We start from the raw sequence: 23,544 nt of genomic DNA on the forward strand, positions 1-23,544 counted from the left end.
CGCCTGCGGCGAGGCCCGTGCCTACGGCCGCGCCCGCGCCGAGTTGCGGCCCGCCGCTGACAAGGCCGGACGCGATGCCGGGACCGAAGATGCCGAGGCCGAGCAACGACAGGGCGGCAAGCACGATAGCCATGGCGTCGTCGATGGTGGGGGTTGCTCCGCCGAACCCTGCGGTGAACTGGCCGAACAGGGTCGAGCCGATGCCGATGATGACCGCCAGGACGAGGACTTTGATCCCTGACGAGATCACATTGCCCAGCACCCGTTCGGCCATGAACGCGGTCTTGCCGAACAGGCCGAAGGGGATAAGGACGAACCCCGCCAAGGTGGTCAATTTGAACTCGATCAGCGTGACGAAAAGCTGGATGGCGAGGATGAAGAAGGCGAGCAGCACCAGCGCCCATGCGAACAGCAGGCAGACGATCTGGATGAAGTTCTCGAAGAAGGAGATGAAGCCCATCAGGTCGGAGATGGAATCGAGCAGCGGCCGCCCGGCGTCGAGGCCGGTCTGTGCGACGCGGCCGGGGCGGAGAAGATCGGCGGCGGAAAACCCCGTGCCCGACGCCATGAGGCCCAGCCCCGCGAAGCTGTCGAAGACGATTTGCGCGAGGCTGTTCCAGTTGCCGATGATGTAGGCGAAGACGCCGACGAAGATGGTCTTTTTCACCAACCGCGCGATGATGTCGTCATCCGCGCCCCATGCCCAAAAGAGCGCGGCAAGCGTCACGTCGATGACGATGAGCGTGGTGGCGATAAAGGCCACCTCGCCGCCGAGCAGGCCGAAGCCGCTGTCGATGTACGAGGTGAAGACCCCGAGGAAACTGTCGATGACGCCGGTGTTGCCCATGTGCGTTAGGTCCTGATCAAAGAAAGGAGTGCTTTGATTTTATTGTCGTTTCTGATCTCGTGGGGTGAGAGACCCCTCACGCCGTATGACGCAACATGCGGCGATGAGCAGATGGGTGAGGCGAACCGGGTGCTTCGGGGGAGCCATAAATCAGCAGAACCCATCAAAGTCGGACGGACGGGGACTTCCGACCCCGTAGCCGGTCCGGCCAGCGAGCCTGCCATGGCGAGGGAAACCGAACCGATGGTGGACGCCTCGTCAGACACTGGAACCTGCCAACTCGGAAGTGGGCGGGTCGGCCGGCGGCGCATGCCGAAGGCCGGTGGAGCGTTGGTCTGCGCTATGGGTACGCGGACCGGGGGTGCGCAGCGTGCTGCGCGCCAGCCTCGATATGGGCTTGCGTGGTATCGAGGCCGGATTCCACACGGGGTAAAGTCGGCGCCTAAAGCAGGCGAGAGATCAGTTGCGGAACCTAAGAACCTCGTCATCGCTTCCGGCGCCTTCGGGCGGCGGATGGCTGAAGCGACCAGCGATCGTGACGACGGGGGGCGGAGCCTTCGTAGTAGTCCGGGGACGGGAAAGCCGTCCACATGGCGAAGGGAGGCAGTGGATACGGCAAGCAGGCAGGAGGTGGACGCATGTCCGGCGAGGTGAATACCTCGTTCGTCCTCGACATGCAGCGCAAGCTGTATCGGTGGAGCAACGAGGACCCTGACAAGGTCTTCGTTGATCTGTTCAATCTCGTATGCGACCGCAGAATCCTGAACGAGGCTTGGCGAAGGCTCGCCCGCAACAGCGGCAGCCGGACACCGGGCACGGACGGGATGACGCGGTTCACGGTCGAACGGCGTCCCGGTGGCGCAGCGGCGTTCCTCGGAGAAATCCGGGAGGCGCTCCGCGATGGAACCTATCGCCCGGAACCTGTCAGGCAACGGCTCATCCCGAAGCCCGGCAAGCCGGGGCAGTTCCGGCCACTCGGCATTCCCACGCTGACCGACCGTCTGGTGCAGATGGCTTTGAAGCTGATCCTGGAACCCATCTTCGAGGCGGACTTCTATCCGACCTCCTACGGGTTCCGGAAAGGACGGAGCACCCACGATGCTCTGGAGCGAATCCAGAGGTTCCTCCACTCGACGAAGCGTGGACCTTCGGTCTACCGCTACGCCATAGAGGGCGACATCAAGGGCTGCTTCGACGCCATCGATCATCACGTCATGATGGAGCGCGTGCGGAAACGCATCAGCGACCGCAAGGTGCTGAGGTTGATCCTCGCGTTCCTGAAGGCGGGTATCATGATCGAGGGGACCGTCCGTCACCCCGTGACCGGCTCGCCGCAAGGCGGGATCATCTCGCCGATGCTGTCGAACATCTATCTGACAGCCATCGATGAGCGTTACGGGCGATGGTCCATGCACCCGCGTGAGCCAAGTATAAATGCCGCTGCCAGAAGGGTCAGAGACCACAAGAAAGGCAGGCCGGTATTCTACATGGTGCGATATGCGGACGACTTCGTCGTCCTCGTTGACGGCACGAGGGAGCAGGCGGAAGCGGAAAAGCTCGCGCTGGCGGAGTTCCTGAAAACGGAGCTTCGCATGGAGTTGTCGATGGAAAAGACCCGGATCACCGAAGTCAGGGAAGGCTTCGACTTCCTCGGCTACCGGGTGGTGCAGGCAAAGGCGCTCCTCACGGGACGCCCGGTCGGCAAGCTCTTCATACCGAAGGGCAAGCTGAACGACCTGCGCCACAAGATCAAGGTCATGGTGAAGGGCATCCCCACGGGGTGTTCCCTCGCCCAGGTCATCGCCAACCTCAATCCGGTCATCATGGGATGGCGGAACTACTACCGATACGCCACACGGGCGCACCGGGAGTTCGGCCACCTCGACTGCTGGATATGGCAGCGCGTGGGGCGCTGGCTGAGGAAGAAATACCCGAAGGCGACGTGGCCGATGCTGCGACGCCTTCACTTCCACAGCGCTCCGGGAAAACGACGGCAATGGACCGACGGGGCCAGACGCCTGCGGTTCCTCGGTGAAGGAGGAACCATGCGTTACCCGCATCAGGGCATAGAGAAGGACAACGGATGGAACGCGGTACGCAGCTTCGGGCAACGCGAAAGCGTGCGCGAATACTGGAGCGCGTTCCAACGCCTCAGACACGTCTGAGGCCCACCCATAGGCGCGAAAGCGTCCATGCATGGAGAGCCGGATGCTTGGAAACTTGCACGTCCGGTTCGGGAAGAGGGATGGAGAAACTTGTCTCCGAAAGGGGATGGAGCGCTTCATCTCTACTTTCACGGTCAGCGTGCCTCGCTGGTGTCACGGCCGAGGAAGCGGTCGCGGGATTCAGCCCAGGCGGCGAGGCAGCCGGCATCGCTGGCGGCTGCCTCGCCGAGCTGCTGGCAGCGGCGCAGGGTTTCGCGCAGCGGATCGGCCGGGGGCTGGAGCGCCGACGCCGGGGGCGGCGCGGAAGGTTCGTCCTTCCGCGCCATGTCGATTGCGGTCGCCGTGACGGCGATGGCGACGAACACCACGGCCCCGAGGCGGGCCAGCACTTTGCCGTCCATGGCGGGCCTCCCGGTCAGTTGTTGCCGTTGTTGAACATCTGCGCGTTGCCCGGCTGGTAGCCGGCGCCGGGTGTCAGGAACCGCTCGCGCTGGATGCGGCCCTGCTCGGCTGCGGTCGCACGCTCGGCCTCCGACAAGGCGTTCGCCCGGCCATTGGCCGAGATGACCGCGATCAGGTCTGAAAGCTGCTGCGACTGGAGGGCAAGGAGCTGGTTGCCGGCCTGCGTGGCTTGCAGCGCGCCGGTTGCGCCTTGGCTCTGGCCGACCAGCGCGGCCATCTCGGCGCGGTTGCTGTCGATATTGCCGACCGCGCCCGCCTGGACACGCATGGCGTCCTGCAAGCCCCCGACCGTGTTCTCCCACCGGCTGCGCGCATCGGCGACCAATTGGGCGTCGGTCGTCGAAAGCGAGACGTTGCCGTATTGGCTCTGGAACGCCTGGTCGATCTGGCCGACCTCGAAGGCGATGTTCTGCGCTTGCCCGAGAAGCTGTTGCGTCCGGCTGACGTTCTGCTGGAGTTGCTGGAGCGAGGAATATGGCAGGCTCGCCAGATTGCGGGCCTGATTGATGAGCATCTGCGCCTCGTTCTGAAGGCTGGTGATCTGGTTATTGATCTGCTCCAGGGTCCGCGCGGCGGTAAGCAGGTTTTGTGCGTAGTTGCTCGGGTCATAGACGATGCGGCCGAAGCCGAATTGTGCATGGGCCGGGCTTGCCAGCATGAGCGAAAGCGCGACCGGCATGGCGAAAGCCGCCGCCGCGACCAGCGCGGCGCGAGGGGGCGAGAAACGGATAATCATTGCGTGTTCTCCTTTTCAGGCTGGGGGATGAGATTGGTGAGGTTGGGGATCAGGTCGGCCGCCCAATCGACGCCGCGCTCACGCAGCCATGCGGCGAGGAAGCCGTCGCGGCCGTGTTCGGCGACGATCTGCGCAATGAGCGTCTGGTCGGATTTGGCGGATGCGGCGCAGAGCGCGAGGCCGACTTCGGACAGGCCAAGCTCGAACAGGCGATTGCCGCGCCGGGACTGGCAGTAGTAATCCCGCTTGGGCGTGGCCCGTGCGAGGATTTCTATCTGCCGGTCATTCAACCCGAACCGCCGGTAAATCTCGGTAATCTGTGGCTCAATCGCCCGTTCGTTCGGCAGCAAGAGCCGCGTCGGGCAGCTCTCGATGATCGCGGGCGCGATGGTGCTGCCGTCAATGTCGGACAGGCTTTGCGTGGCGAAGATGACGCTGGCATTTTTCTTGCGCAGCGTTTTTAGCCACTCGCGGAGCTGGCCGGCGAAACCCTCGTCGTCGAGCGCAAGCCAGCCTTCATCAATGATGAGCAGCGTCGGGCGTCCGTCGAGCCGGTCGCCGATGCGATGGAACAGGTAGGCGAGCACGGCCGGAGCCGCGCCGGTCCCGACAAGGCCCTCGATCTCGAACGCCTGCACGTCCGCTGAGCCGAGATGTTCGGCTTCGGCGTCGAGCAGCCGACCATAGGCACCGCCGACGCAGAACGGCCGGAGCGCCTGTTTCAGATCGTTGGATTGCAGCAGCACCGCAAGGCCGGTGATGGTGCGTTCCTCGACCGGGGCCGAGGCAAGCGAAGTCAGCGCCGTCCAAAGATATTCTTTGACCTCGGGCGTGATGGTTAGCCCCTCGCGCATGAGGATGGCGGCTATCCAGTCCGCCGCCCATGCCCGTTCATAGGTGTCGTGGATGCGGGCAAGCGGCTGGAGCGAGACGGACGCCTCGGCTCCTTCTGTCAGCCCGCCGCCGAGGTCGTGCCAGTCGCCGCCCATGGCGAGCGCGGCCGCCCTGATGCTGCCGCCGAAGTCGAAGGCAAACACCTGCGATCCTGCATAGCGGCGGAACTGGAGCGCCATGAGCGCGAGCAGCACGGATTTGCCCGCGCCGGTCGGGCCGACGACAAGGGTGTGGCCCACATCGCCGACATGGAGGGAAAACCGGAACGGGGTTGAGCCTTCGGTCCTAGCGTAAAGCAATGGAGCGTCGCCGAAATGCTCGTCCCGTTCCGGCCCCGCCCAAACGGCGCTCAACGGCACCATATGGGCGAGATTCAATGTGCTGATGGGGGGCTGGCGGACATTCGCGTAGGCGTGTCCGGGCAGGCTGCCGAGCCATGCGTCAACCGCGTTGACGCTCTCGGGCATGGCGGTGAAGTCGCGCCCCTGAACGATCTTCTCGACCAGGCGCAGCTTCTCGTCGGCAAGGCGCGGGTCGGCATCCCATACGGTGACGGTGGCCGTGACATAGGCCATGCCCGCCACGTCCGCCCCAAGCTCCTGCAAGGCCATGTCGGCGTCGAGCGCCTTGTTGGCAGCGTCGGTGTCCACAAGGGCGGACGCCTCGTTGGTCATCACCTCTTTCAAGATCGCGGCGATGCTCTTGCGTTTGGCGAACCATTGACGGCGGATGCGGGTCAGCAGCCGCGTCGCGTCGGTCTTGTCGAGCAGGATCGCGCGGGTGCTCCACCTGTAGGGGAACGGCAGGCGGTTCATTTCATCGAGCAGGCCCGGCGTCGTCGCGGTCGGGAATCCCACGATGGTCAGCACGCGCAGATGCGCATCGCCAAGGCGCGGCTCCAGCCCGCCGGTCAAAGGCTGGTCGGCCAGCAGCGCGTCGAGGTGCATCGGCACCTCGGGCACGCGCACGCGATGCCGGTTGGTCGAAATGGTGGAATGGAGATAGGTCAGCGTGCCGGCGTCATCGAGCCAACGGCACTCGGGCATGAAGCCGTCGAGCAGCGCCAGAACGCGGTCGGTGCGGTCGATGAAGGCGCGCAGCAACTCCCACGGATCGACGCCCGATTGCTCGCGGCCTTCATATAGCCAGCTTTCCGCGCGGGCGGCTTCCTCGGCCGGCGGCAGCCAGAGGAAGGTCAGGAAGTAGCCCGACACGAAATGCGTGCCGGCTTCCTCGAAACCGGCCTTGCGCTCTGCATCGACCAGCGCCGATGCGGGATCGGGAAAGGTGCTGTCGGGATAGGTCGCGGCCTCGCTGCGCTGTGCCTCGACGAAGATGCTCCAGCCGGAGCCGAGACGGCGCACGGCGTTGTTGATGCGGCCGGCGACGGCGACCAGCTCGGCCGCCACAGCGCTGTCCAGATCGGGACCGCGAAACTTCGCGGTCCTTTGGAAACTGCCGTCCTTGTTGAGCACGACGCCGGAGCCGACCAATGCCGCCCATGGCAGATGGTCGGCGAGCCGGGATGCGGTGCGGCGATATTCAGTCAGATTCATCATGGCCGCGCCCTCACACCGCCAGATGGCCGGGGATGCGCAGATGCCGCCGCCCGACCTCAACGAATTGGGGATCACGCTTCGCCGCCCACACGGCCGCGAAATGGCCGATGGCCCAGATGGCGATGCCGACCAGCCAGAGGCGCAAGCCGAGGCCCACGGCCCCGGCCAGCGTTCCGTTCATGATGGCGATGGCGCGCGGTGCGCCGCCGAGCAGGATATGCTCGGTCAGCGCCCGGTGGACCGGGATCGTGAAGCCCGGCACCGCGTTGAGTTGTTCGAGGCCGCCCGCCATCAGATGAGCGCCCCGCCGCCGAACGAAAAGAACGACAGGAAGAAGCTCGACGCCGCGAACGCAATCGACAGGCCGAACACGATCTGGATCAACTTGCGCAGGCCGCCGGAAGTGTCGCCGAAGGCCAACGCCAAGCCTGTGGCAATGATAATCATCACCGCCATGATTTTTGCGACTGGCCCCTCGATAGACTGGAGGATGCTTTGGAGGGGCGCTTCCCACGGCATCGACGAACCGGACGCATGGGCGGCCGGGGCGAGCATGAGGCTGATGGCAAGGGTGGATGCGGCGGTCGCGGCGAAGCGATAGCCGCGCGAAAGAGTGCGGATCATGAAGATTCTCCTATGATGGGTTGGATTGCAGGGGTGATGCGGTAGTCGCCGTCCGGCCCCAGCCCCTCGACGCGGGCAAGCTCGGCCAGCCGGCGCGCGGAACCGCGCCCGGAAAGGACGGCAACAAGGTCGATAGTCTCGGCGATCAGTGCGCGCGGGACGGTGACGACAGCCTCTTGAATGAGCTGTTCAAGGCGACGGAGCGCGCCGATGCCGGTGCCGGCATGAATGGTGCCGATCCCGCCCGGATGGCCGGTTCCCCATGCTTTCAGAAGGTCGAGGGCTTCGGGGCCACGCACCTCGCCGATGGGGATGCGGTCAGGGCGCAGGCGCAGCGAGGACCGGACCAGATCGGAAAGCGTCGCCACGCCGTCTTTCGTCCGCATGGCGACAAGGTTGGGCGCGGCGCATTGCAGCTCGCGCGTATCCTCGATGATGACGACGCGATCCGCCGTCTTCGCCACCTCGGCGAGCAGCGCGTTGGTCAGCGTGGTCTTGCCGGTGGAAGTGCCGCCCGCCACCAAGATGTTGGCGCGGGATTGGACAGCGGCGCGCAGCGTTTCGGCCTGGTCGGCGGTCATGATGCCGGCATCCACATAGTCGGTGAGCGTGAACACCGCGACGGCGGGCTTCCTGATCGCAAAGGCCGGCGCGGCGACCACGGGCGGCAGCAGGCCCTCGAACCGCTCTCCGCTCTCCGGCAGCTCGGCCGAGACGCGCGGGCTGCGGGCGTGAACCTCCGCGCCGACATGATGCGCGACCAGCCGCACGATGCGTTCGCCATCGGCGGCGGACAGCCGTTCGCCCGTGTCGGAAAGCCCTTCGGACAGCCGGTCCACCCAAAGACGGCCATCGGGATTCAACATCACCTCGACCACGGCCGGGTCTTCGAGCAGCCGGGCAATTGCGGGGCCGAGCGCGGTGCGCAACATGCGCGCGCCGCGCTGGATCGCTTCCTGTCTGTGGTGGTTGGCAGTCATGTCGGCCCCGATCACTGGCGGGGCGCGACAGACGGTCCCCGCAACGGGGTCGATTAAGAAAGCCCGAAATCGGGCTGCTTCAACAAGTATTTAAGTCCGTGCGGCGCGATGCGGCGATATGCGGAAAATAGGATAGGCCGGGGATTCAGGAACGGTCGCCATCCTTCTCGGACTGCTCCGGCGAAGGAGCGTCGGCCGACGAATCGACGTCGCGCGACAGCTCCTTGAGAAACCTGTCTCCCGTCGCCAGCCTCCGGCCGAGCATCTGCATGAAGCCCTCGAACCGCTCGACGCCCTTGGCGCGCGCCGAGGCTTGCGCGCTGTCCGGCAGCGGCAGCGTGGAGGCGAGCCAGAAATGGATGAACAGTGCGACCGTCTCGCCAAGCACGGCGAGATCTTCGTCGAGCGTGTCGATCTGGCGCCCGAGCCTGTCCAGGCGGCGCGACATGGCCGCCTCCAGCCGATCCGCCGCGTCACCGGACAGGAAGGAAGCAACGGCGGCCTCGATGATGGCGGATTTCGACACATGCCGGCGTAGCGCCAGCATCTCGACCTGTTTCAGCAATTCGGGGTCGAAATAGACGTTCATGCGGGTTCGTGTGGTCATGGGCGGTCCTTCAAAGTTCAATGCCGTCATCGGGGTTCATGGCGACTTGCCGCGCGACCATCCGCATGCGCTGGCGCATGGCGCGGGCCTTGGCAGCGTCCACGTCCGGTTCGTCGTCCAGAATGTCGAACTCATGTGAGGGCGCTGGTGGCTGCGCGACGATTTCCTCATGCTCGGGCAATTCCGGCTCGCGGCGGATGCCGGCGTTTGCCGGGTCGCCTTCGGTCCCATCGGTGGCGTCTGTCGCGGGATGGCCGGCCGCCGCGACCACGCGGCTAGACCAATCGTCGGATGACGGGTTCGCAGCGGCTGGTCTGGCTGCCGGATCGGGTGGGGTCAGGATGCGTTCCATGAACCGCGCATCCTCGAAATAGCGCGCCTTGACGGCACGGATCGGCGGCGTTCCCGCGACCATGACGATTTCGTCGGATGGCGGAAGCTGCATGACTTCCCCCGGCGTAAGCAGCGGCCGCGCCGTCTCCTGCCGCGATACCATCAAGTGGCCTAACCATGGGGCCAGGCGGTGCCCGGCGTAGTTGGTGGAATCGCGCATCTCCGTCGCGGTGCCGAGGGCTTCGCTGATCCTCTTGGCCGTTCTTTCGTCGTTCGTGGCGAACGCGACGCGGACATGGCAGTTGTCGAGGATCGCGTTGTTCGGCCCATAGGCGCGCTCGATCTGGTTGAGGCTCTGCGCGATCAGAAAGGACTTCATTCCGTAGCCGGCCATGAACGCCAAGGCCGATTCAAAGAAATCCAGCCTGCCGAGCGCGGGAAATTCGTCCAGCATCAACAGCAGGCGATGGCGCTTGCCGGACGTGTTCAAGTCCTCGGTCAACCGCCTGCCGATCTGATTGAGGATCAGGCGGATGAGCGGTTTCGTCCGGTTGATGTCGGACGGCGGCACGACAAGGTAGAGGCTGACCGGCTGGCGGCTGCCAACCAGATCGGCAATGCGCCAGTCGCAGCGCGCGGTGACGCGCGCCACCACGGGATCGCGGTAGAGGCCCAGATAGGACATTGCGGTGCTGAGAACGCCGCTGCGCTCGTTCTCGCTCTTGTTCAGCAGTTCCCGTGCCGACGACGCAATGACGGGATGAACGCCCGCGTCGCCCAGGTGCGGCGTGTCCATCATCGCGCGCAAGGTCGCCTCGACCGGGCGGCGGGGATCGGACAGGAAATTGGCGACGCCCGCCAGCGTCTTGTCCTTCTCCGCATAGAGGACGTGGAGGATCGCGCCGACCAGCAGGCTGTGGCTGGTCTTTTCCCAATGGTTGCGCTTGTCGAGCGAGCCTTCGGGATCGACCAGAATATCCGCGATGTTCTGCACGTCGCGGACTTCCCACTCGCCCTGCCGGACTTCGAGCAGCGGGTTATAGGCGGCGGATTTGGCGTTCGTGGGGTCGAACAGCAGGACGCGACCATGCTTCGCGCGAAAGCCCGCTGTCAGCGTCCAGTTCTCCCCTTTAATGTCATGGACGATGCAGCTTCCCGGCCAGGTCAATAAGGTGGGGACCACCAAGCCGACGCCTTTGCCGCTGCGGGTCGGGGCGAAGCAAAGGACATGCTCGGGACCGTCATGGCGCAGGTAATCCTGGCTGTGCCGGCCAAGCACCACACCATCGGGGCCGAGCAGCCCAGCGGCGCGGATTTCCTTGTTCTCGGCCCATCGCGCCGAACCATAGGTGGCGACGTTGCGCGCCTCGCGCGCCCGGATGATCGACATGAGGATGGCGGCGGCGATGGCGAGGAAGCCGCCCGATACCGCGATGATGCCGCCCTCGACGAAGATCGCGGGCGCATAGGCGTCGAAGGAAAACCACCACCAGAAGAAGGCCGGCGGGTAATAGACCGGCCAGCCGACCAGCTCGAACCACGGATTGCCAAGCTGCGGTTGGAAGCCGAGGCGGAACGCCGTCCATTGCGTCGCCGCCCACGTCGTCACCAGAACGATGGCGAAAACCACCGCGATCTGGCCCCAAAGGATTCGGCCTCCGCGCATCCAGGCTCCAGTCTGCAAAAGGGACGGAGCCGATCAGAGAGTAGGCAAAATCAGGGTGGGCAACAGGAAAGATGGCGCGGGAGTGCTGCCGGATACTGGTGGCGGTAAATAGGACGGGTCGCGTTATCGCATCCGTCCGTCCCACTACTGCTGTTGCGCCAACTGAGGCGAATCGCCGGGGCGGTTCATCTTGCCCGCGAGCGTGAGCATGTTGCGCAGCGTGGCATTGCGGTTGAACGGCGACCAGACGGCCGAGAACGGGACCGGCTCCGGTTCGTCGGCGAACGGCAGGAAGACGATGCCGGTTGTCGGCAACAGCGACGTGGCCGAGCCGACGATGGTGATGCCGAAGCCCTGCCCGACCATCGACAGCAACGTGCCGCGCCCCACGTCGAAGCGCAGGATCGACGGCGCGGGCCAGCGCCCGGCGAGGCGCAGCACGATATGGTCATGCACCTGCGGGCCGGTGCCGCCCTGGCGCACAAGGAACGTCTCGCCCGTCAGATCGGACCAGGTGATCGCCGATTGCCCGGCAGCAAGGCGATGATCCTGCGGCAGCACCGCCACCAGCGGTTCGGTCCAGATCGGGCGGGTATGGCAATCGGGCAGTTCCGGGCTTCCGGCGACGAAGGCCACGTCCAGCCGGTCGGCGCGAAGCTGCATGATCGCATCGCGGGCGGTGCCCTCGGTGATCTCGACCTCAATGCCGGGATGGGCTTCCCGGTATCGCGCGATCAGCTCGGCAAGGAAGCTGCGCGGGATCAGGGCATGGATACCGATGCGAAGTCGGCCGCACTCCCCCGACGCCGCCATGCCGGCTGTTTTCACGGCATGGTCGAGTTGATCGACGCCAACCGATACCCGTTCGACGAAAAGGCGCCCGGCCTCGGTGAGCCGGACGCCGCGTGTGTTGCGCTCGAACAAGCGGACGCCGAGGTCTTCCTCCAGTGTCCTGATCCTTGCGCTGACGCTGGGCTGGCTTACGCCGAGCGCCTTGGCGGCCCGGTGGAAGCTCAAGTATTCGGCGACGGCGAGCATATGGATTAGCGACGCAAGGGGGATACGCGAGCCGAGTGAGGTCGGCATCCCCCATTGACGATCAGTCGTAGATGCTGGACGCCGCCGCATCGTTCATCACTCGGCCGGGGCCAGCGTTACCGCCGGAGCCGAAAGCAAAAGAACTGGCACAATGCTACCCGCGAGAGCGATTGCCGCAATCACTACCAAACCGGCCAGTTCGGTGAACGAAATGACGACCGCCCCCAACAATGCGCCGGTGCCGATTGCAGCGTTGAAAATAGCAACATAGATCGCGGAAGCTGGAAGTGCCGCGTCGCCCGCCGTTCGTAGAATCCAAGTCTGGAAGCCAACGAAAACTGCTGCGACGCCGATCCCCCAGCCCATCAACAGGATACCTACCGCGATCAAGTCGGCGTTCGCGCCCAAGGCTCCAAGCCCGGCCAAGCAAATCGCCATCAGCGCCAGCGATCCCAACACCAACGGTTTGAGATAACGGTCCACAAAAACGCCCGTCATGACGTTCCCGAGAAGACCAGCAAGGCCGAACGCAAGAAGAAGCGTATAAAGGGCGTTCGGCTCTATGCGCAGGCCCTCGGCGAGCAATGGCTCAATGTAGGTAAATGCGGCGAAATGTGCGGTGATCGCACATGCCGTCGCGCCATAGATGCGAACGAAGGTAGGATTGCGGACAATTGCGAAAAGTGCCTGCCGCCCGACTGGTGCCGCAGCTGACACACGAGGCACTGAAAACATGATGGCGGCGGCTGTCAGGAAGGACAAAACGGCAATTACACCGAACGCAGTTTTCCAGCCTTCGTGATGCCCTATCATCCCTGCCAACGGGACACCCAAGACGCTGGCCGCTGACACTCCCCCGAAAATGATCGAAGTTGCGACCCCGACATATCTGGCTGGAACGATCTGCGCTCCGAGCGTGCCGATCATGGCCCAGAACGCACCATGGGCGATAGCTCCGATGATCCTTGCCCCGAACAGTGCTGGAAATGTCGTGGATACGGCAGCCGCTGCGCTGGACAACGCCAACACCAGCATCAAGCTTCCGAGAAGTGGCTTTCTTGGTATTCGTCCGAGCATAGTTGCGGACAGCAACGCGGCAACGGCAGCGATCCAAGCGTAGCCAGTTACGATGAGGCCAACCTTTGCTTCGTTCTCTCCAAGATCATTCGCTATCGAAGAAAGAATACCTATTGGTGCCAGTTCTGTAGTGACGATGGCAAACGAACCAACGCCAAGAACGCCTACCGCCAGCCAGTTTCGCCACGATGTGGTTTCATGTTGTTCTTGCATTTGAGAGGGACCTTAGATTCTTGACCGCAAGCGCCAGCCGCTTTGTGCGGTGGGTTGCGTCTGTGAGTTATGATGTGGTGGCGGCCGAGAAAGCTTTCTTGGCGGCGGCGATGCCGTTCATGCACGCGGGGACGCCAGCATAGACGGCGATCTGAAGCAGTATCTCGACGATTTCCTCGCGCGTGACGCCGACATTGAGGGCGGCACGAATATGGAACTCAAGCTGACCGGGCGCGGTGCCCATTGCCATCAGAGCCGATACGGTAAGCATTTCGCGCGTGCGCAGGTCGAGGCCCGGCCGCGACACCACATCCGCGAAGGCAAATCCCAAGATGACCTCGAGGAAATCATCCGAAAGCGCATCGAGATTTTCGGCAACGCGAGACGGGGCTTCGGGATCGAGGCTTTCAAGAACGGCGAGGGCTTTCGAGCGACGATCCTGCGTCATGCGTTCAACCCCTTCATACCTTCGGCGGTGTAGCGTTCCCCTACGATGGGCAGGCTGGAAATCGCGTTCTCAAGGGTTTCTCTCTCCTGTTCATTCAGGAGAATCGACGTAGCTGCGGCGTTCTCTTCCAGATATTTCAGCCGCTTGGTGCCGGGGATCGGTACAATGTCGTCACCCTTGGAGAGCAGCCATGCCAAGGCGATCTGCGCAGGGGTGCAGCCCTTTGCCGTTGCGATGGCGCGCACCACATCGACCAGAGCGGCATTGGTCGTCGCATTGTCCGGCGCGAAGCGGGGCAGGCCCGCACGGAAATCGCCATCCTCGAATTGCGACCCCGCCTGAAACCGGCCTGTCAGGAAACCGCGCCCGAGCGGCGAATAGGGAACGAAGCCGATGCCCAACTCGCGGCAGGTCGGCAGGATTTCAGCCTCCACGTCGCGGGTCCAGAGCGAGTATTCGGTCTGCACCGCCGTCACCGGATGGACCGCATGGGCGCGGCGCAGCGTCTCGGCGCTTACCTCGCAAAGCCCGATGTGACCGATCTTGCCCTCGCGCGTCAGGGCAGAAAGCCCCTCTATCGTCTCTTCGATAGGCTGTTCGCGGTCGATGCGGTGGACGTAGTAAAGGTCGATCCGCTCCAGCCCGAGCCGCTTGAGCGAGGCTTCGCAGGCGCGGCGCATATAGTCGGTGCTGTTGTCGATGCTGCGGGCGTATTCGCCCGGCTTGCGCACGATGCCGAACTTGGTGGCGATCTTCACCTTTGCACCGCTTTCGGCGAGGAAGCGGCCGATCAATTCTTCATTGTGGTGCGGCCCATACATATCGGCGGTGTCGAGGAAGTCGATGCCAAGATCGACCGCCCGCCGTAGCACCGCCAGCGATTCCTCGTCGTCGCGGGGGCCGTAGAACTCACTCATCCCCATGCAGCCGAGTCCGATGGCGGAAACCGACAGGTGAGACCCAAGTGTTCGCTGTTGCATTGCTTTGCTCCTTGTTTGTTGGAGACAAAGATGGTTTTCTCTTTCGATGAAGAAAACCGCCACTACTCGTAAGCTGATTTCCGATATTGGAAAGCAAGAGGCTGGCCGCCTCCGATGGGACGATGCGAGGGTGTTCCTCGCCATCGCGCGCAGCGGATCGTTGAGCGGCGCGGCGGCCAGCCTCGGGAACGGTCTTGCCACCGTATCGCGCCAGATCGAGCGGCTGGAAGCTGCGCTCGGCTTGACTCTCTTTAGCCGTCACCAGAATGGCTATCGTCTGACCGACGATGGTGCCGCGCTGATGGAGCGCGCGGAAGCACTCGAACAAGCAGCCGAAGCCTTTGCGGAAGGGTCTGCTGCTCAAACTGAAATTGCCGGTCGGGTGCGTCTGGCCACGGCCGAGACGCTTGCCAACCATCTGATAATTCCAGCTCTGCCGGGGCTGACCGATCAATATCCTGATCTGAGCCTTGAAGTGGTGACAGATGTTCAGGCGGTCAATCTGCACCGCCGCGATGCTGATCTGGCTATCAGGATGGTCAAGCCTGAGCGTGGCAACGTAACGATCCGGCGTTTGGGAACGCTCGGCTACGGTCTTTACGCCTCTCAAGGCTACATTGATGGCCGGACTGCAAAGCGTGAGGATGCCCGATTCGACACCGACCGCTTTATTGGTTGGTGCGAGACATACGGTCATCTTCCCGCTGCCCAATGGATCGAACGAATACTGCGCGGCCGTGCGCCAATTCTGGCAACAACAACCCTCTCGGCGCAGGTTTCCGCCACTGTTGCAGGTGTCGGATTAGCTGTGCTGCCGCACTTTATTGCTCGGCAGAACGACCTTGTTTGCTTGGAGGCAGACCTTGGCATCGACCAAGGGATTTGGCTGGCTATTCACTCTGACCTTGCCCAGTCCCGGAGGGTCCGCGTGGTCGCCGAGTTTTTCGGAAGCCTGATCCGCGAGGCTAGAGAGAAGTTTGAAACTGCGGATCGTAAGTAAAGACATGGCAGCACCCCCAACTTAAATTCCCAACCCCCTCTTCCGGCCCAACTGCCAGGATACCGATCCGCCCTGCACAACGCCCATGACCTCGCGGCCGAGTTGACGGTCGATGACCGGCCGCCACGGAACAAGGGTAAATTCATGGGATTGCTCGACCACGGCGAACTTGCCGCTCGATAGCTGCACGGTTCCAGTGAACTTGCCGCTGACGTTCTCGCCGTCCGTGGCGGCGCGGAACGGCAGCGCCTTGCCCTCGGCCATCTCCGCGCCAACGCGGGCAACCTCCCGCTCGCGCAGGGTGGCGAGAAGGCTGCGCCGGTAGAAGATTCGACCGTCCCGGCTGCGCGTGGCGTCGCGCTGTCCGATATGGTGCTCGCGCCGCTGGTCCATTGCCTCGCGGACCTGCTGGCCGAAGCCGGTCGGCGCGAGATCCGATGGGTCGTTCGCAAGCAGCCTCCGGTCGAGCCAGGTCGCGCCATCCGCGCCGATCTGCTTTTCAAGGCCGACGGCCGACAGGACGCGAACGCTGGCCTGCCGGTTGCGCCCGGCATCATAAGCGGCGGCGCGGCTCTCGAAATCTTCAGGGATACGCCATTGGTCGGCGTCGATCCTCTCGACGATCCCGGCGCGGCGCAACGCCTCCAGCCGGCGCACATGGGCATCGACATAGCCCTCATAGTCGCCGCCCGGAACACGGCCCTCGAACTTCGCCTGCTCCAGATGGCGGCTCGGCCGATAGACGCCATCCTCGGCGATGGCGGCAATGGTCCGGTCGGATGGTCGCTGTGCGGTGTCGGCCGAGCCGATCTCGACGATACTGCCGATCCGCGCATCCTCGACGCGGGCCGGGTCAATGCCGGCGACATGGTGGGTCCGCCCGTCGATCCCGTCTACCACAAGGGTCAGGTTCTCGCCCAACTCGTCGGATAGGTATTTGTCCACGACGCGCCCGACGATGGGCGTCTCGGGCGGCCCGTCATGGATTTGGAAGGTGAGAGGATCGCGCTCCATGCCATCGGCCTTCAGCGCCTTGTGCATGTTGCGGATGATGTCACCGCGCTCGCCCATCTCGCGCAAGGTCGGCTCCATACGCTCGCTCAACTCCCAGACGCCCGGCGCGTGTTCGGTCGCCAGCCCCATCTTCTCCAGCCTGGCGAGGCGGCGCAGGCGCAGCGTCCGGTTGAACTGGCGGCGCGGTTCGTCCGGCTCCTGGCGCAGGTCGAGGAACCTGTCGTCGGCTTCCTCCGTCATCGCCCGGTCGATGCGGGTGAAACGGTCCTGGTCGATTTCGGCCGACAGCTTGCGGCTCTGCTCGATCTCGCTGGCGGGGCCAAGCTCCAGCGTGGTCAATTCGCTGGCGCGCTCGCGGATGCCGTTGGCGAGATAGTCGCCGTTGATGACAAGGTTCTCGCCAAGATCGTCCTTGCCGCGGACGATGACATGCACATGGGGATGGCCGGTGTTGTGGTGATTGACCGCAACCCAATCGAGCTTCGTTCCAAGATCGGCCTCGATCTGGCTCATAAGGTCGCGCGTGTGCGCTGTCAGGTCCATGAGGTCGGTGCCGTCCTCCGGCGAGACGATAAACCGGAACTGGTGGCGATCCTCCTTGCCGCGCTCGACGAAGGCATCGCCATCGGCGCGGTCCTCGGTCGCCGAATAGAGCTGGCCGCGTTCGCCGTCGCGGGATGTCCCGTCGCGCTGGATGTAGCGAAGATGCGCGGCCGATCTGCCGTTCCTGCCGGCGTCCTTGACATAGCGGGCCTTGACGACGACGCGACGCATCCCCGGCGCGCTGTGACGCCAGCCGCCCGACAGGGTGCGGGCGCGAACGAAGGCCGCTCCGCGTCCGCGCCGGACGCCCGGCCCCTTGGCCGAACGAGACGCCTTGCCGCCCTTCGCGGCCGTGCGGGTTTCGAGACGCGGCGCGTATTTGGGATTGGCGGTTCTGTGCTGCCGGGCGAGCTTCTTCGCCTGGGTGAGAAAACTCCTGGTCCTGCCCGCCTTCGGCGTGTCGGATCGGATGCGTCCGGGCTTCGGGCGGAAGCGGTTTTCGTCGTCGGCGCTCATGGGCGCGGCTCCGGCCAAAATTGCCGAAAACAGGCCGATATGGGCCTATGGTGCCGGCCAAAACCCTGCAAAGCTAAGGCTTTGCGCAGACACGCGGCACGCGGGGTCCGGAAACAGGGTGCCGCTTGCGGCTCCCCTAACCAGTGTGCAGACAACAATAATTTCCAGAACTGGCCCGGCATGGTGCCATGTTCCTTTATCTTGCACTCGTAAAATCCCGTCCTTTCCGCCCCTCCCGCCCTCATGATCCCGCTCCGTCCGCCTGCCGTTCCTGCTCACCGCCCGGTGCGACGCGCGCCGCTGGCTCGCCCGGCAATGCGAACTTGAGACGCCATGTGCGCCACGCCTCAGTGACCGCGCCCGTGCCGGGAAACAGGTCGTCGAGCGTGTCGTCGGGACGCGCGGCGACCATCTCGAAAGCCCAATGGCAGACCGCTTCCGGCTTCGCGCCAGTGAGGCCGCGGCGCAGGGTTATGCTCGCCTGAATCCAGTCCCGCATGACCAGCCGCTTGCTGACGACTGGCTTTCGTGCGGCCTTCACGATGACCGGCTCCCACGCGAAGGCGACAGGGATATTGCGCTTGAACGCGGCAAATCCCTTCACCCAGGCCATCCACCGCGCGCCCGTCCGCTCGACCAGCGGGGCAAGCGTTGCGATGGAGCGCGGCGTCGCGGCGGCGTGCAATATCCAGCCGTCATAGTCGCGCTCCAGCCGCTCGATCAGGCGCACATGATCGACCTCGCCGGCATAGTCGGGATGGTCGCGGTAGAGGTGGGCGCAGCCGATATAGGGCGGGTCGGCATAGGCGATCTTCATCGGCGATCCGGCTCCGAACCGACGGCGAACAGGTCACCCGATTGCAGGTCGGATGACGGCGTGACCATCGATTGGCTGCCATCCGGGCGCTGGACAAACAGGGGCGCGTCGCGCCAGTCGGGCGGCGGCGCCGGTCGCCGGGATGGTGCATCCGATGGAACCGCGCCGCCGAGGACCGGCGCAAGCGCGGCGATATAGACGCGGGTTTCGGCGGGGAGCGGGCGGCCCGTCGCGCGGTGTTCGTCATAGCGGCCGGGGCCAGCGTTGTAGGCCGCGAGCATCGCGCCGACATTGCCGTAGCGGTCGAACATTTCGCGCAGGTAGGCCGTGCCTGCGAGGATGTTGTCGCGCGGGTCGTAGGGATTACGGCCGAGGCTATGGCGGACGCGCAGGCCCGCCCATGTGTCGGGCATCACCTGCATCAATCCCATCGCCCCGGCCGATGAAACCGCGCGCACGTCGCCCGCGCTTTCGGCGCGCAACACGGCGCTGATCCAATGCTCGGGGATACCAAACCGCTGCGACGCCTCGGCGATGTGGGCCGCATGGGGATGGGCGGCTGCCGGACGCTCGACCGGCGCGGACTGCGCGACGGCGACGCCCGATCTGGCGCAGACGGAAAGCGCCCCGGCGAGCAACAGAACGGCAAAACGCCATGCCGCCCTGTCTCCGCAACGGCTCCAGCCTGCCAGCGTCCTCGCTGCGGTCAAGGGCAAGGCGCAAGCGCCGGCCGGGGGCCGCCCCTGACCTTCGCTGGGGGCGCCGGCCGTCCTGCCCACGAGCGGGACGAAGGGATGAGATGGATTTCCCGCGAACAAAGGGATGGCCGGAACGCGCACCGATCAGCCCCGATACTCGCGCGCCCTCGGCCGCTTCCACGCGAGCCGGAAGGTGCGCCCCTCTTCGTCGGCCTGGAACAGCGCAGGGCGAAACAGCGCAGGGAAAAGCGGGCTATCGATCTCCAGCGCGATATAGTCGCCGGCCTTCTCACCGACACGTTTCCACGCCCCGCCGATGTCGGGGCCGTCTTCGTCGTCGAGCTGGATACGATAGGCCGGTGTGTTCTCGCCGTCGCCCGGCTCGATAGCGACAAGAACGATTGCTTCGTCGATGCCGAACAGCCGGACGCGCCCGGCGTAACCGTTGGCGGTGGGTTCAAAGATGTTGGCGGGCATGGTCAGTCTCCTTGCGGTTGGAAAAATCAGTGCGTCGACGCGCGCCACTCGTAGCGGCCGACACCTTCCTCATCGGTCCAGAGCGGGACCGCTCGACCGATGACGGAAGCTGCGGGGATGGGTCCGAAATAGCGACCGTCGAGGCTGTCGCGGACTTCCCAGTTCATGAGGAAAAGCTGGTCGTCGCCGATGACGCGGCAGCCCTGCCAGACGGGCAGATCGCGGCCGAATCTGTCACGCTCCAGCGCCTCGCCCATCTCGATCCCGTTCACCGTGATCGTGGATCGCAAGCGGCAAACCCGTTGTCCCGGCAGGCCGACGACGCGCTTCAGGAGCGGGATGCCGCGCCCGACATAGCCGCGACCGACCATGAAGGCGGCGAGCGGTTCGGGCGGCATGACGGCGACCAGCTCCGGCACGTCGAGCGCATCGGTCGGCTCGACTGTGTAGAAGCCGACCGGCGCGCTGGCGGTGGCGTTCCAGATGAGTTTCGGCGGCGTCTCGACGGCGCTTGCGGCGGCGATGCCGATGACAGCGAGCGCCGTCACCGCGAGATAGCGGCGGCGCGTCATGGGTCAATCCTCCGGCGCCCGATCCATGCCGCATGTCGTTCCGGCGTGTAGGCGCTCGGGTCCAGATTGGCGGTCAGGCGGTTATGCGCGTGGCGCCAGTAGTCCGGCGATATGTCGGCAGGGTCGAGGCCGAGCGATTCCACGGCGTCGATCACCGCAAGCGCGCGCTGGACCTTCGGCCAGCCGTCGAGGCGCAACAGGATTTCCCCACCGGGGCGCACGAAGGGCAGCGTTTGATATGGCTCGCCGCGCCCGATGGCCCGCACGATGTCGATACGCGAAACGACAGTGCCATGCTCGCCGCTCGCCCATCGCACGAAGGCGAAGATGCTCTCCGGCGCGAAGCCGACAACGCTGCGTCGGCGGTCGATGATCTGTTCGTAGCTCTTGCGGCCGAACCTGATCCAATGCTCGACCTTGCGTTTCTCGAAGGTCAGTTCGACCAGGGTGGTGAAGGGTGCGGGTCCGTCCGGGTGCGGACGACCGTGCGCGCGGCGATGGGCGCGGCGGGTCATGGTTCGTCTCCGGGATTGTCGGGGGTGGAGCGCACCAGCACCGCGTCCAGCGCGGCTTCGGTGCGCAGGATGGCGCGGCCGATGGCTTCGGGGATTTGCGGAAGAACGGCGTCGCCGAACGCCTCGACGATCAGGCTGGCCGCAGCAGTCCCTTTGCGACTGCCGAGCGCAATGCGCTTGTCAGCCACCCAGGCGGAAAGCCCATCATCCAGCCGTAGGTGACGGGCAAGGCCGCCGTTCCAGTCAGCCCATGGCTCCGCAGCATCGCCGCCAACGCCCGCGCTCCCGCCCATTTGTCCGGCGCCCGGTCCGTCATCGCCCCGTCCATCACCGCGTCCATCGTCGGCGACTTCCTGCGGTCGTAGGCCGGACTCCAGCCGTCCATGCGGCTGTCGCGCTTCGTCGGCGTCGGCAGGATTTCCGCCGCGTGGCGCAGCAGGTTCGGCGTGTCGATCTGCGCCTTCGCCCCGTTCGCCCGGCGTCCCGTCTCGATCTCCTGCGCGCTCAACCTGCGCCCGCCGTTCGGCTTCACCGGGGTCGGCATCATGCCCGCATGACGGCTGGCATGGCCCTGCAACTGGCTGAGCAGATCGCCCCGGCCACCGCGATCCGCATCCGATTTCCTCGGCGTCGCCAGGATCATGCGCAGAGGGTATGTCGAGCCCGCGCCGCCGCCCGCGCCATCCATCATCCCGTCCGAGGCCATCGGCGTCGGCAGCGGGCGGTTGCGGAACAGGTCGTAGAGGCCGGATTCCTTCATCGCCCTTCGTGCCCCCGATCCGCCCTCCAGGCGGATGCCACCCTGCTGGGATTGCGATACGGGTGTCGGCAAGCTGTTCGGGATCGTAGCCGATGAGCCATGACCGCTTGCGGACATGGTTGGCCCCGACGCTATCAGCACCCACCACGCACGGCTCAACGGCGTAGCCGAGCGTTTCCAGTTCATCGAGCAGCCTGTCAGCGCCGCGAGTTCGCAGATTAGGGCTGTTCTCAAAAGCGAACCAGCGAGGGCGGCAATCTCCGACCAGGCGGACGGCTTCGAGGTAGAGGCCCGACCGCTCGCCTTCGATCCCTTTGCCCTTGGTGTTGGCGCTGGAGATATCCTGGCAGGGCGGGCTGCCGACGATGATGTCGGGAAGGATTCCAAGGTCGGAAACAAGGCGAGCTGCCGTGAGTCCGCGCACGTCCTCGTAGAGTCTGACATGGGGATTGTTCTCTGCGTAAAGGATGCGCCGCCACTCGACGATTTCGCAGGCGGCGATGGTGACGAAGCCCGCTCGATGCAGGCCGAGCGACCAGCCGCCCGCGGCGGCGCTGAACAGGTCGAGGGCGCGCATCATGGCGCACCTCGCGGCACGGCGCCGGCACCATGGGTCGCCCGCGCGCGCGTCAAAGAAGAAGAGTTAGATTCTTTGTTAGATTCTTCTATAGAGTGCGCGGCACGATTTGCGCCTGATGTCCCGATACTGCGTGCGCCTGATGTCCCGATAGGTTCCACATGGTTATCCACAGGCACTGTGGATAGTTTTTCGGGAAGGAACCGCAGCAATTCGCGGCCGTCTTCCCATTCGATCTGGAGCAGGTAGCCGGGCAGCGACTGGCGGACGGCGATCCGGCGCAGGTCGAGCGCGAAGTCGGACGGGCGCGCCAGGCTGCCGGACTTCTGGTGAAGGTGGGCGACCTCGAAAGACCAACCTTCCGGCTGGCGACCGGCGTGCTTGCGCGCGACGCGGTAAAGCCATCGCTCGATGCCGCCCTTCAGACGGAAGTAGGCGGGGTCGATCGCCAGCACCAGCGAGCGGTCGATGACGCTGTTGTAGAACCATTCGGGCAGGACAAATTCCATGCCCTCGACGCGGCCAGCGCGCGTGGTCAATTCTTCCCATTCATTGATCCAGGAGAACTGCCGCCGCCGCCAATGCGCGCCGTTGCGGATCGTGGTGGCGATGACGGTGGATTGCAGCCGCGCGAGCGCCGCCTTGAGCAGAAGATAGTCCCGGTTGCCCGTCGCCCGCCCGATGGCGCGCAGAAGCTGGTAGGGCATGAAGCGAAAGAAGCGCGACGTGTTGAGGCCGTTGTTCTCGGCCGCAACGATCTGGCTCCCCGCCCATATCAGCACGTCGGCGTCCCATATGGTCGCCATGCCGTGCCTAGGCATACCAAGCACCTGCACTTCCACATCGGCGGCCTTGTAGAGAATGGGTTTGAGGCGCGGGGATTTGGCGAGGGAGAAAAAGGGCCGCTCCATCAGGTCGCGCTGGTCGCGCGGCGGCGCGTCTCCGGTCGCCACGATGAACGGATCGAGACGGCTGCGCTCGCTGGAGCCATTCGGCCGGGCGGGTTCGTGATCGTTGTCCGGCACCATTCAGAGCCGGTCCCGTTCTTCGGGTGTCAGCCGATGCGGGGGAAAGACCGTGCCGGCTTCCTTGTCCCGCGTGCATGTGCGGGCGCCGGCCTCGGTCCAGGCTTCCAGATCGCGGATGGCATAGAGGACGCGGCCGCCGACCTTGCGGTAAACCGGGCCGGTGCCATAGGTGCGATGCTTCTCAAGGGTTCGGCGCGAGAGACCGAGGAAATATGCGGCTTCCTTGGTATGCAGGAATCTCGGCGGCAGGTCCGCCAACGGGTCGGGCATGGGATCACCTCGGGTTCGTTCAGGCTGCCGTCAGCGGCGACAGCGGGCTGTGGCGAACCGTGGCGAAGGATTGGCGATCCGTGCAGGGCTGTATTTGCGACTATACTTTCACGGCCCGGTTGGGCGGG

At 64.8% G+C, this 23,544-nt stretch carries 24 protein-coding genes; 2 read left to right on the plus strand and 22 right to left on the minus strand.

The window, feature by feature from the left end; all coding sequences use genetic code 11:
* Positions 1-847 (minus strand): P-type conjugative transfer protein TrbL (trbL, locus tag ABNX41_RS19600; protein WP_438671385.1); only part of this gene is annotated, 847 nt, incomplete at its 3' end.
* Between the two features lie 638 nt (positions 848-1,485).
* On the opposite strand from trbL, the gene ltrA reads away from it, so the two are divergent.
* Positions 1,486-3,012 carry a group II intron reverse transcriptase/maturase gene (gene ltrA, locus ABNX41_RS19605; RefSeq protein ID WP_438671386.1) on the plus strand — a complete coding sequence of 509 codons (1,527 nt, stop codon included), beginning with the start codon at positions 1,486-1,488 and terminating at the stop codon, positions 3,010-3,012.
* A gap of 134 nt (positions 3,013-3,146) precedes the next feature.
* On the opposite strand, the gene trbK-alt is transcribed toward ltrA, so the two are convergent.
* The 12 genes from trbK-alt to ABNX41_RS19665 form a co-directional block, all read right to left on the minus strand.
* A complete protein-coding gene (trbK-alt, locus tag ABNX41_RS19610; protein WP_438671387.1) occupies positions 3,147-3,413 on the minus strand; it encodes a putative entry exclusion protein TrbK-alt in 267 nt (88 codons plus the stop codon).
* Positions 3,414-3,427: 14 nt separating this feature from the next.
* Complete coding sequence (gene trbJ, locus ABNX41_RS19615; protein WP_438671388.1) at positions 3,428-4,210, minus strand: P-type conjugative transfer protein TrbJ; 783 nt, start codon at positions 4,208-4,210, stop codon at positions 3,428-3,430.
* Positions 4,207-6,663 carry a conjugal transfer protein TrbE gene (gene trbE / locus ABNX41_RS19620; RefSeq protein WP_438671389.1) on the minus strand — a complete coding sequence of 819 codons (2,457 nt, stop codon included), beginning with the start codon at positions 6,661-6,663 and terminating at the stop codon, positions 4,207-4,209. Before trbE ends, trbJ begins: the two co-directional genes overlap by 4 nt.
* Positions 6,664-6,673: 10 nt before the next feature.
* Positions 6,674-6,955: a VirB3 family type IV secretion system protein gene (locus tag ABNX41_RS19625; RefSeq protein ID WP_438671390.1), complete on the minus strand. Its 282-nt coding sequence runs from the start codon at positions 6,953-6,955 to the stop codon at positions 6,674-6,676.
* A complete protein-coding gene (locus tag ABNX41_RS19630) occupies positions 6,955-7,287 on the minus strand; it encodes a TrbC/VirB2 family type IV secretion system protein (RefSeq protein ID WP_438671391.1) in 333 nt (110 codons plus the stop codon). Before ABNX41_RS19630 ends, ABNX41_RS19625 begins: the two co-directional genes overlap by 1 nt.
* On the minus strand, positions 7,284-8,219 hold the full coding sequence (trbB, locus tag ABNX41_RS19635) for a P-type conjugative transfer ATPase TrbB (protein ID WP_438671415.1): 936 nt from the start codon (positions 8,217-8,219) through the stop codon (positions 7,284-7,286). Before trbB ends, ABNX41_RS19630 begins: the two co-directional genes overlap by 4 nt.
* Before the next feature lie 193 nt (positions 8,220-8,412).
* Positions 8,413-8,856, minus strand: coding sequence for a ribbon-helix-helix domain-containing protein (locus ABNX41_RS19640; protein WP_438671392.1), 444 nt, complete (start codon positions 8,854-8,856; stop codon positions 8,413-8,415).
* Between the two features lie 28 nt (positions 8,857-8,884).
* Positions 8,885-10,873: a conjugal transfer protein TraG gene (locus ABNX41_RS19645; RefSeq protein ID WP_438671393.1), complete on the minus strand. Its 1,989-nt coding sequence runs from the start codon at positions 10,871-10,873 to the stop codon at positions 8,885-8,887.
* A gap of 144 nt (positions 10,874-11,017) precedes the next feature.
* Positions 11,018-12,001 (minus strand): LysR family transcriptional regulator, encoded by a 984-nt coding sequence (locus tag ABNX41_RS19650; protein ID WP_438671394.1) that lies wholly within the window; start codon positions 11,999-12,001, stop codon positions 11,018-11,020.
* Positions 12,002-12,007: 6 nt separating this feature from the next.
* Positions 12,008-13,201, minus strand: a complete 1,194-nt coding sequence (locus tag ABNX41_RS19655; RefSeq protein WP_438671395.1) for an MFS transporter — start codon at positions 13,199-13,201, stop codon at positions 12,008-12,010.
* A gap of 67 nt (positions 13,202-13,268) precedes the next feature.
* The gene (locus ABNX41_RS19660; RefSeq protein ID WP_438671396.1) at positions 13,269-13,649 is read right to left on the minus strand and encodes a carboxymuconolactone decarboxylase family protein; all 381 of its coding nucleotides are present in this window, start codon (positions 13,647-13,649) and stop codon (positions 13,269-13,271) included.
* The gene (locus ABNX41_RS19665) at positions 13,646-14,629 is read right to left on the minus strand and encodes an aldo/keto reductase (protein WP_438671397.1); all 984 of its coding nucleotides are present in this window, start codon (positions 14,627-14,629) and stop codon (positions 13,646-13,648) included. Before ABNX41_RS19665 ends, ABNX41_RS19660 begins: the two co-directional genes overlap by 4 nt.
* 46 nt (positions 14,630-14,675) lie before the next feature.
* On the opposite strand from ABNX41_RS19665, the gene ABNX41_RS19670 reads away from it, so the two are divergent.
* Positions 14,676-15,629: a LysR family transcriptional regulator gene (locus ABNX41_RS19670; protein ID WP_438671398.1), complete on the plus strand. Its 954-nt coding sequence runs from the start codon at positions 14,676-14,678 to the stop codon at positions 15,627-15,629.
* Between the two features lie 21 nt (positions 15,630-15,650).
* Here ABNX41_RS19670 and ABNX41_RS19675 read toward each other — a convergent pair whose 3' ends face one another.
* The 9 genes from ABNX41_RS19675 to ABNX41_RS19715 all read right to left on the minus strand — a co-directional run bounded on the left by ABNX41_RS19675 (position 15,651) and on the right by ABNX41_RS19715 (position 23,416).
* Positions 15,651-17,702 carry a relaxase/mobilization nuclease domain-containing protein gene (locus tag ABNX41_RS19675; RefSeq protein WP_438671399.1) on the minus strand — a complete coding sequence of 684 codons (2,052 nt, stop codon included), beginning with the start codon at positions 17,700-17,702 and terminating at the stop codon, positions 15,651-15,653.
* Between the two features lie 241 nt (positions 17,703-17,943).
* On the minus strand, positions 17,944-18,519 hold the full coding sequence (locus ABNX41_RS19680; protein WP_438671400.1) for a hypothetical protein: 576 nt from the start codon (positions 18,517-18,519) through the stop codon (positions 17,944-17,946).
* Positions 18,516-19,157: a lytic transglycosylase domain-containing protein gene (locus ABNX41_RS19685; protein ID WP_438671401.1), complete on the minus strand. Its 642-nt coding sequence runs from the start codon at positions 19,155-19,157 to the stop codon at positions 18,516-18,518. Before ABNX41_RS19685 ends, ABNX41_RS19680 begins: the two co-directional genes overlap by 4 nt.
* A gap of 204 nt (positions 19,158-19,361) precedes the next feature.
* Positions 19,362-19,694, minus strand: coding sequence for a DUF736 domain-containing protein (locus tag ABNX41_RS19690; protein WP_438671402.1), 333 nt, complete (start codon positions 19,692-19,694; stop codon positions 19,362-19,364).
* Positions 19,695-19,720: 26 nt separating this feature from the next.
* Positions 19,721-20,266 carry a S26 family signal peptidase gene (locus ABNX41_RS19695; protein ID WP_438671403.1) on the minus strand — a complete coding sequence of 182 codons (546 nt, stop codon included), beginning with the start codon at positions 20,264-20,266 and terminating at the stop codon, positions 19,721-19,723.
* A complete protein-coding gene (locus ABNX41_RS19700; RefSeq protein WP_438671404.1) occupies positions 20,263-20,781 on the minus strand; it encodes a DUF2840 domain-containing protein in 519 nt (172 codons plus the stop codon). Before ABNX41_RS19700 ends, ABNX41_RS19695 begins: the two co-directional genes overlap by 4 nt.
* Complete coding sequence (locus tag ABNX41_RS19705; RefSeq protein ID WP_438671405.1) at positions 20,778-22,121, minus strand: DNA cytosine methyltransferase; 1,344 nt, start codon at positions 22,119-22,121, stop codon at positions 20,778-20,780. The genes ABNX41_RS19700 and ABNX41_RS19705 overlap by 4 nt, the downstream gene beginning before the upstream one ends.
* Entirely contained in the window at positions 22,118-23,146 is a 1,029-nt protein-coding gene (locus tag ABNX41_RS19710) for a replication initiator protein A (RefSeq protein ID WP_438671406.1), read from the minus strand. Before ABNX41_RS19710 ends, ABNX41_RS19705 begins: the two co-directional genes overlap by 4 nt.
* Positions 23,147-23,416 carry a helix-turn-helix transcriptional regulator gene (locus ABNX41_RS19715; RefSeq protein WP_438671407.1) on the minus strand — a complete coding sequence of 90 codons (270 nt, stop codon included), beginning with the start codon at positions 23,414-23,416 and terminating at the stop codon, positions 23,147-23,149.
* Positions 23,417-23,544: the final 128 nt, after the last annotated feature.

Origin of the sequence: Pseudogemmobacter sonorensis (assembly GCF_042762395.1) — a bacterium.
GTDB lineage: Bacteria > Pseudomonadota > Alphaproteobacteria > Rhodobacterales > Rhodobacteraceae > Pseudogemmobacter > Pseudogemmobacter sonorensis.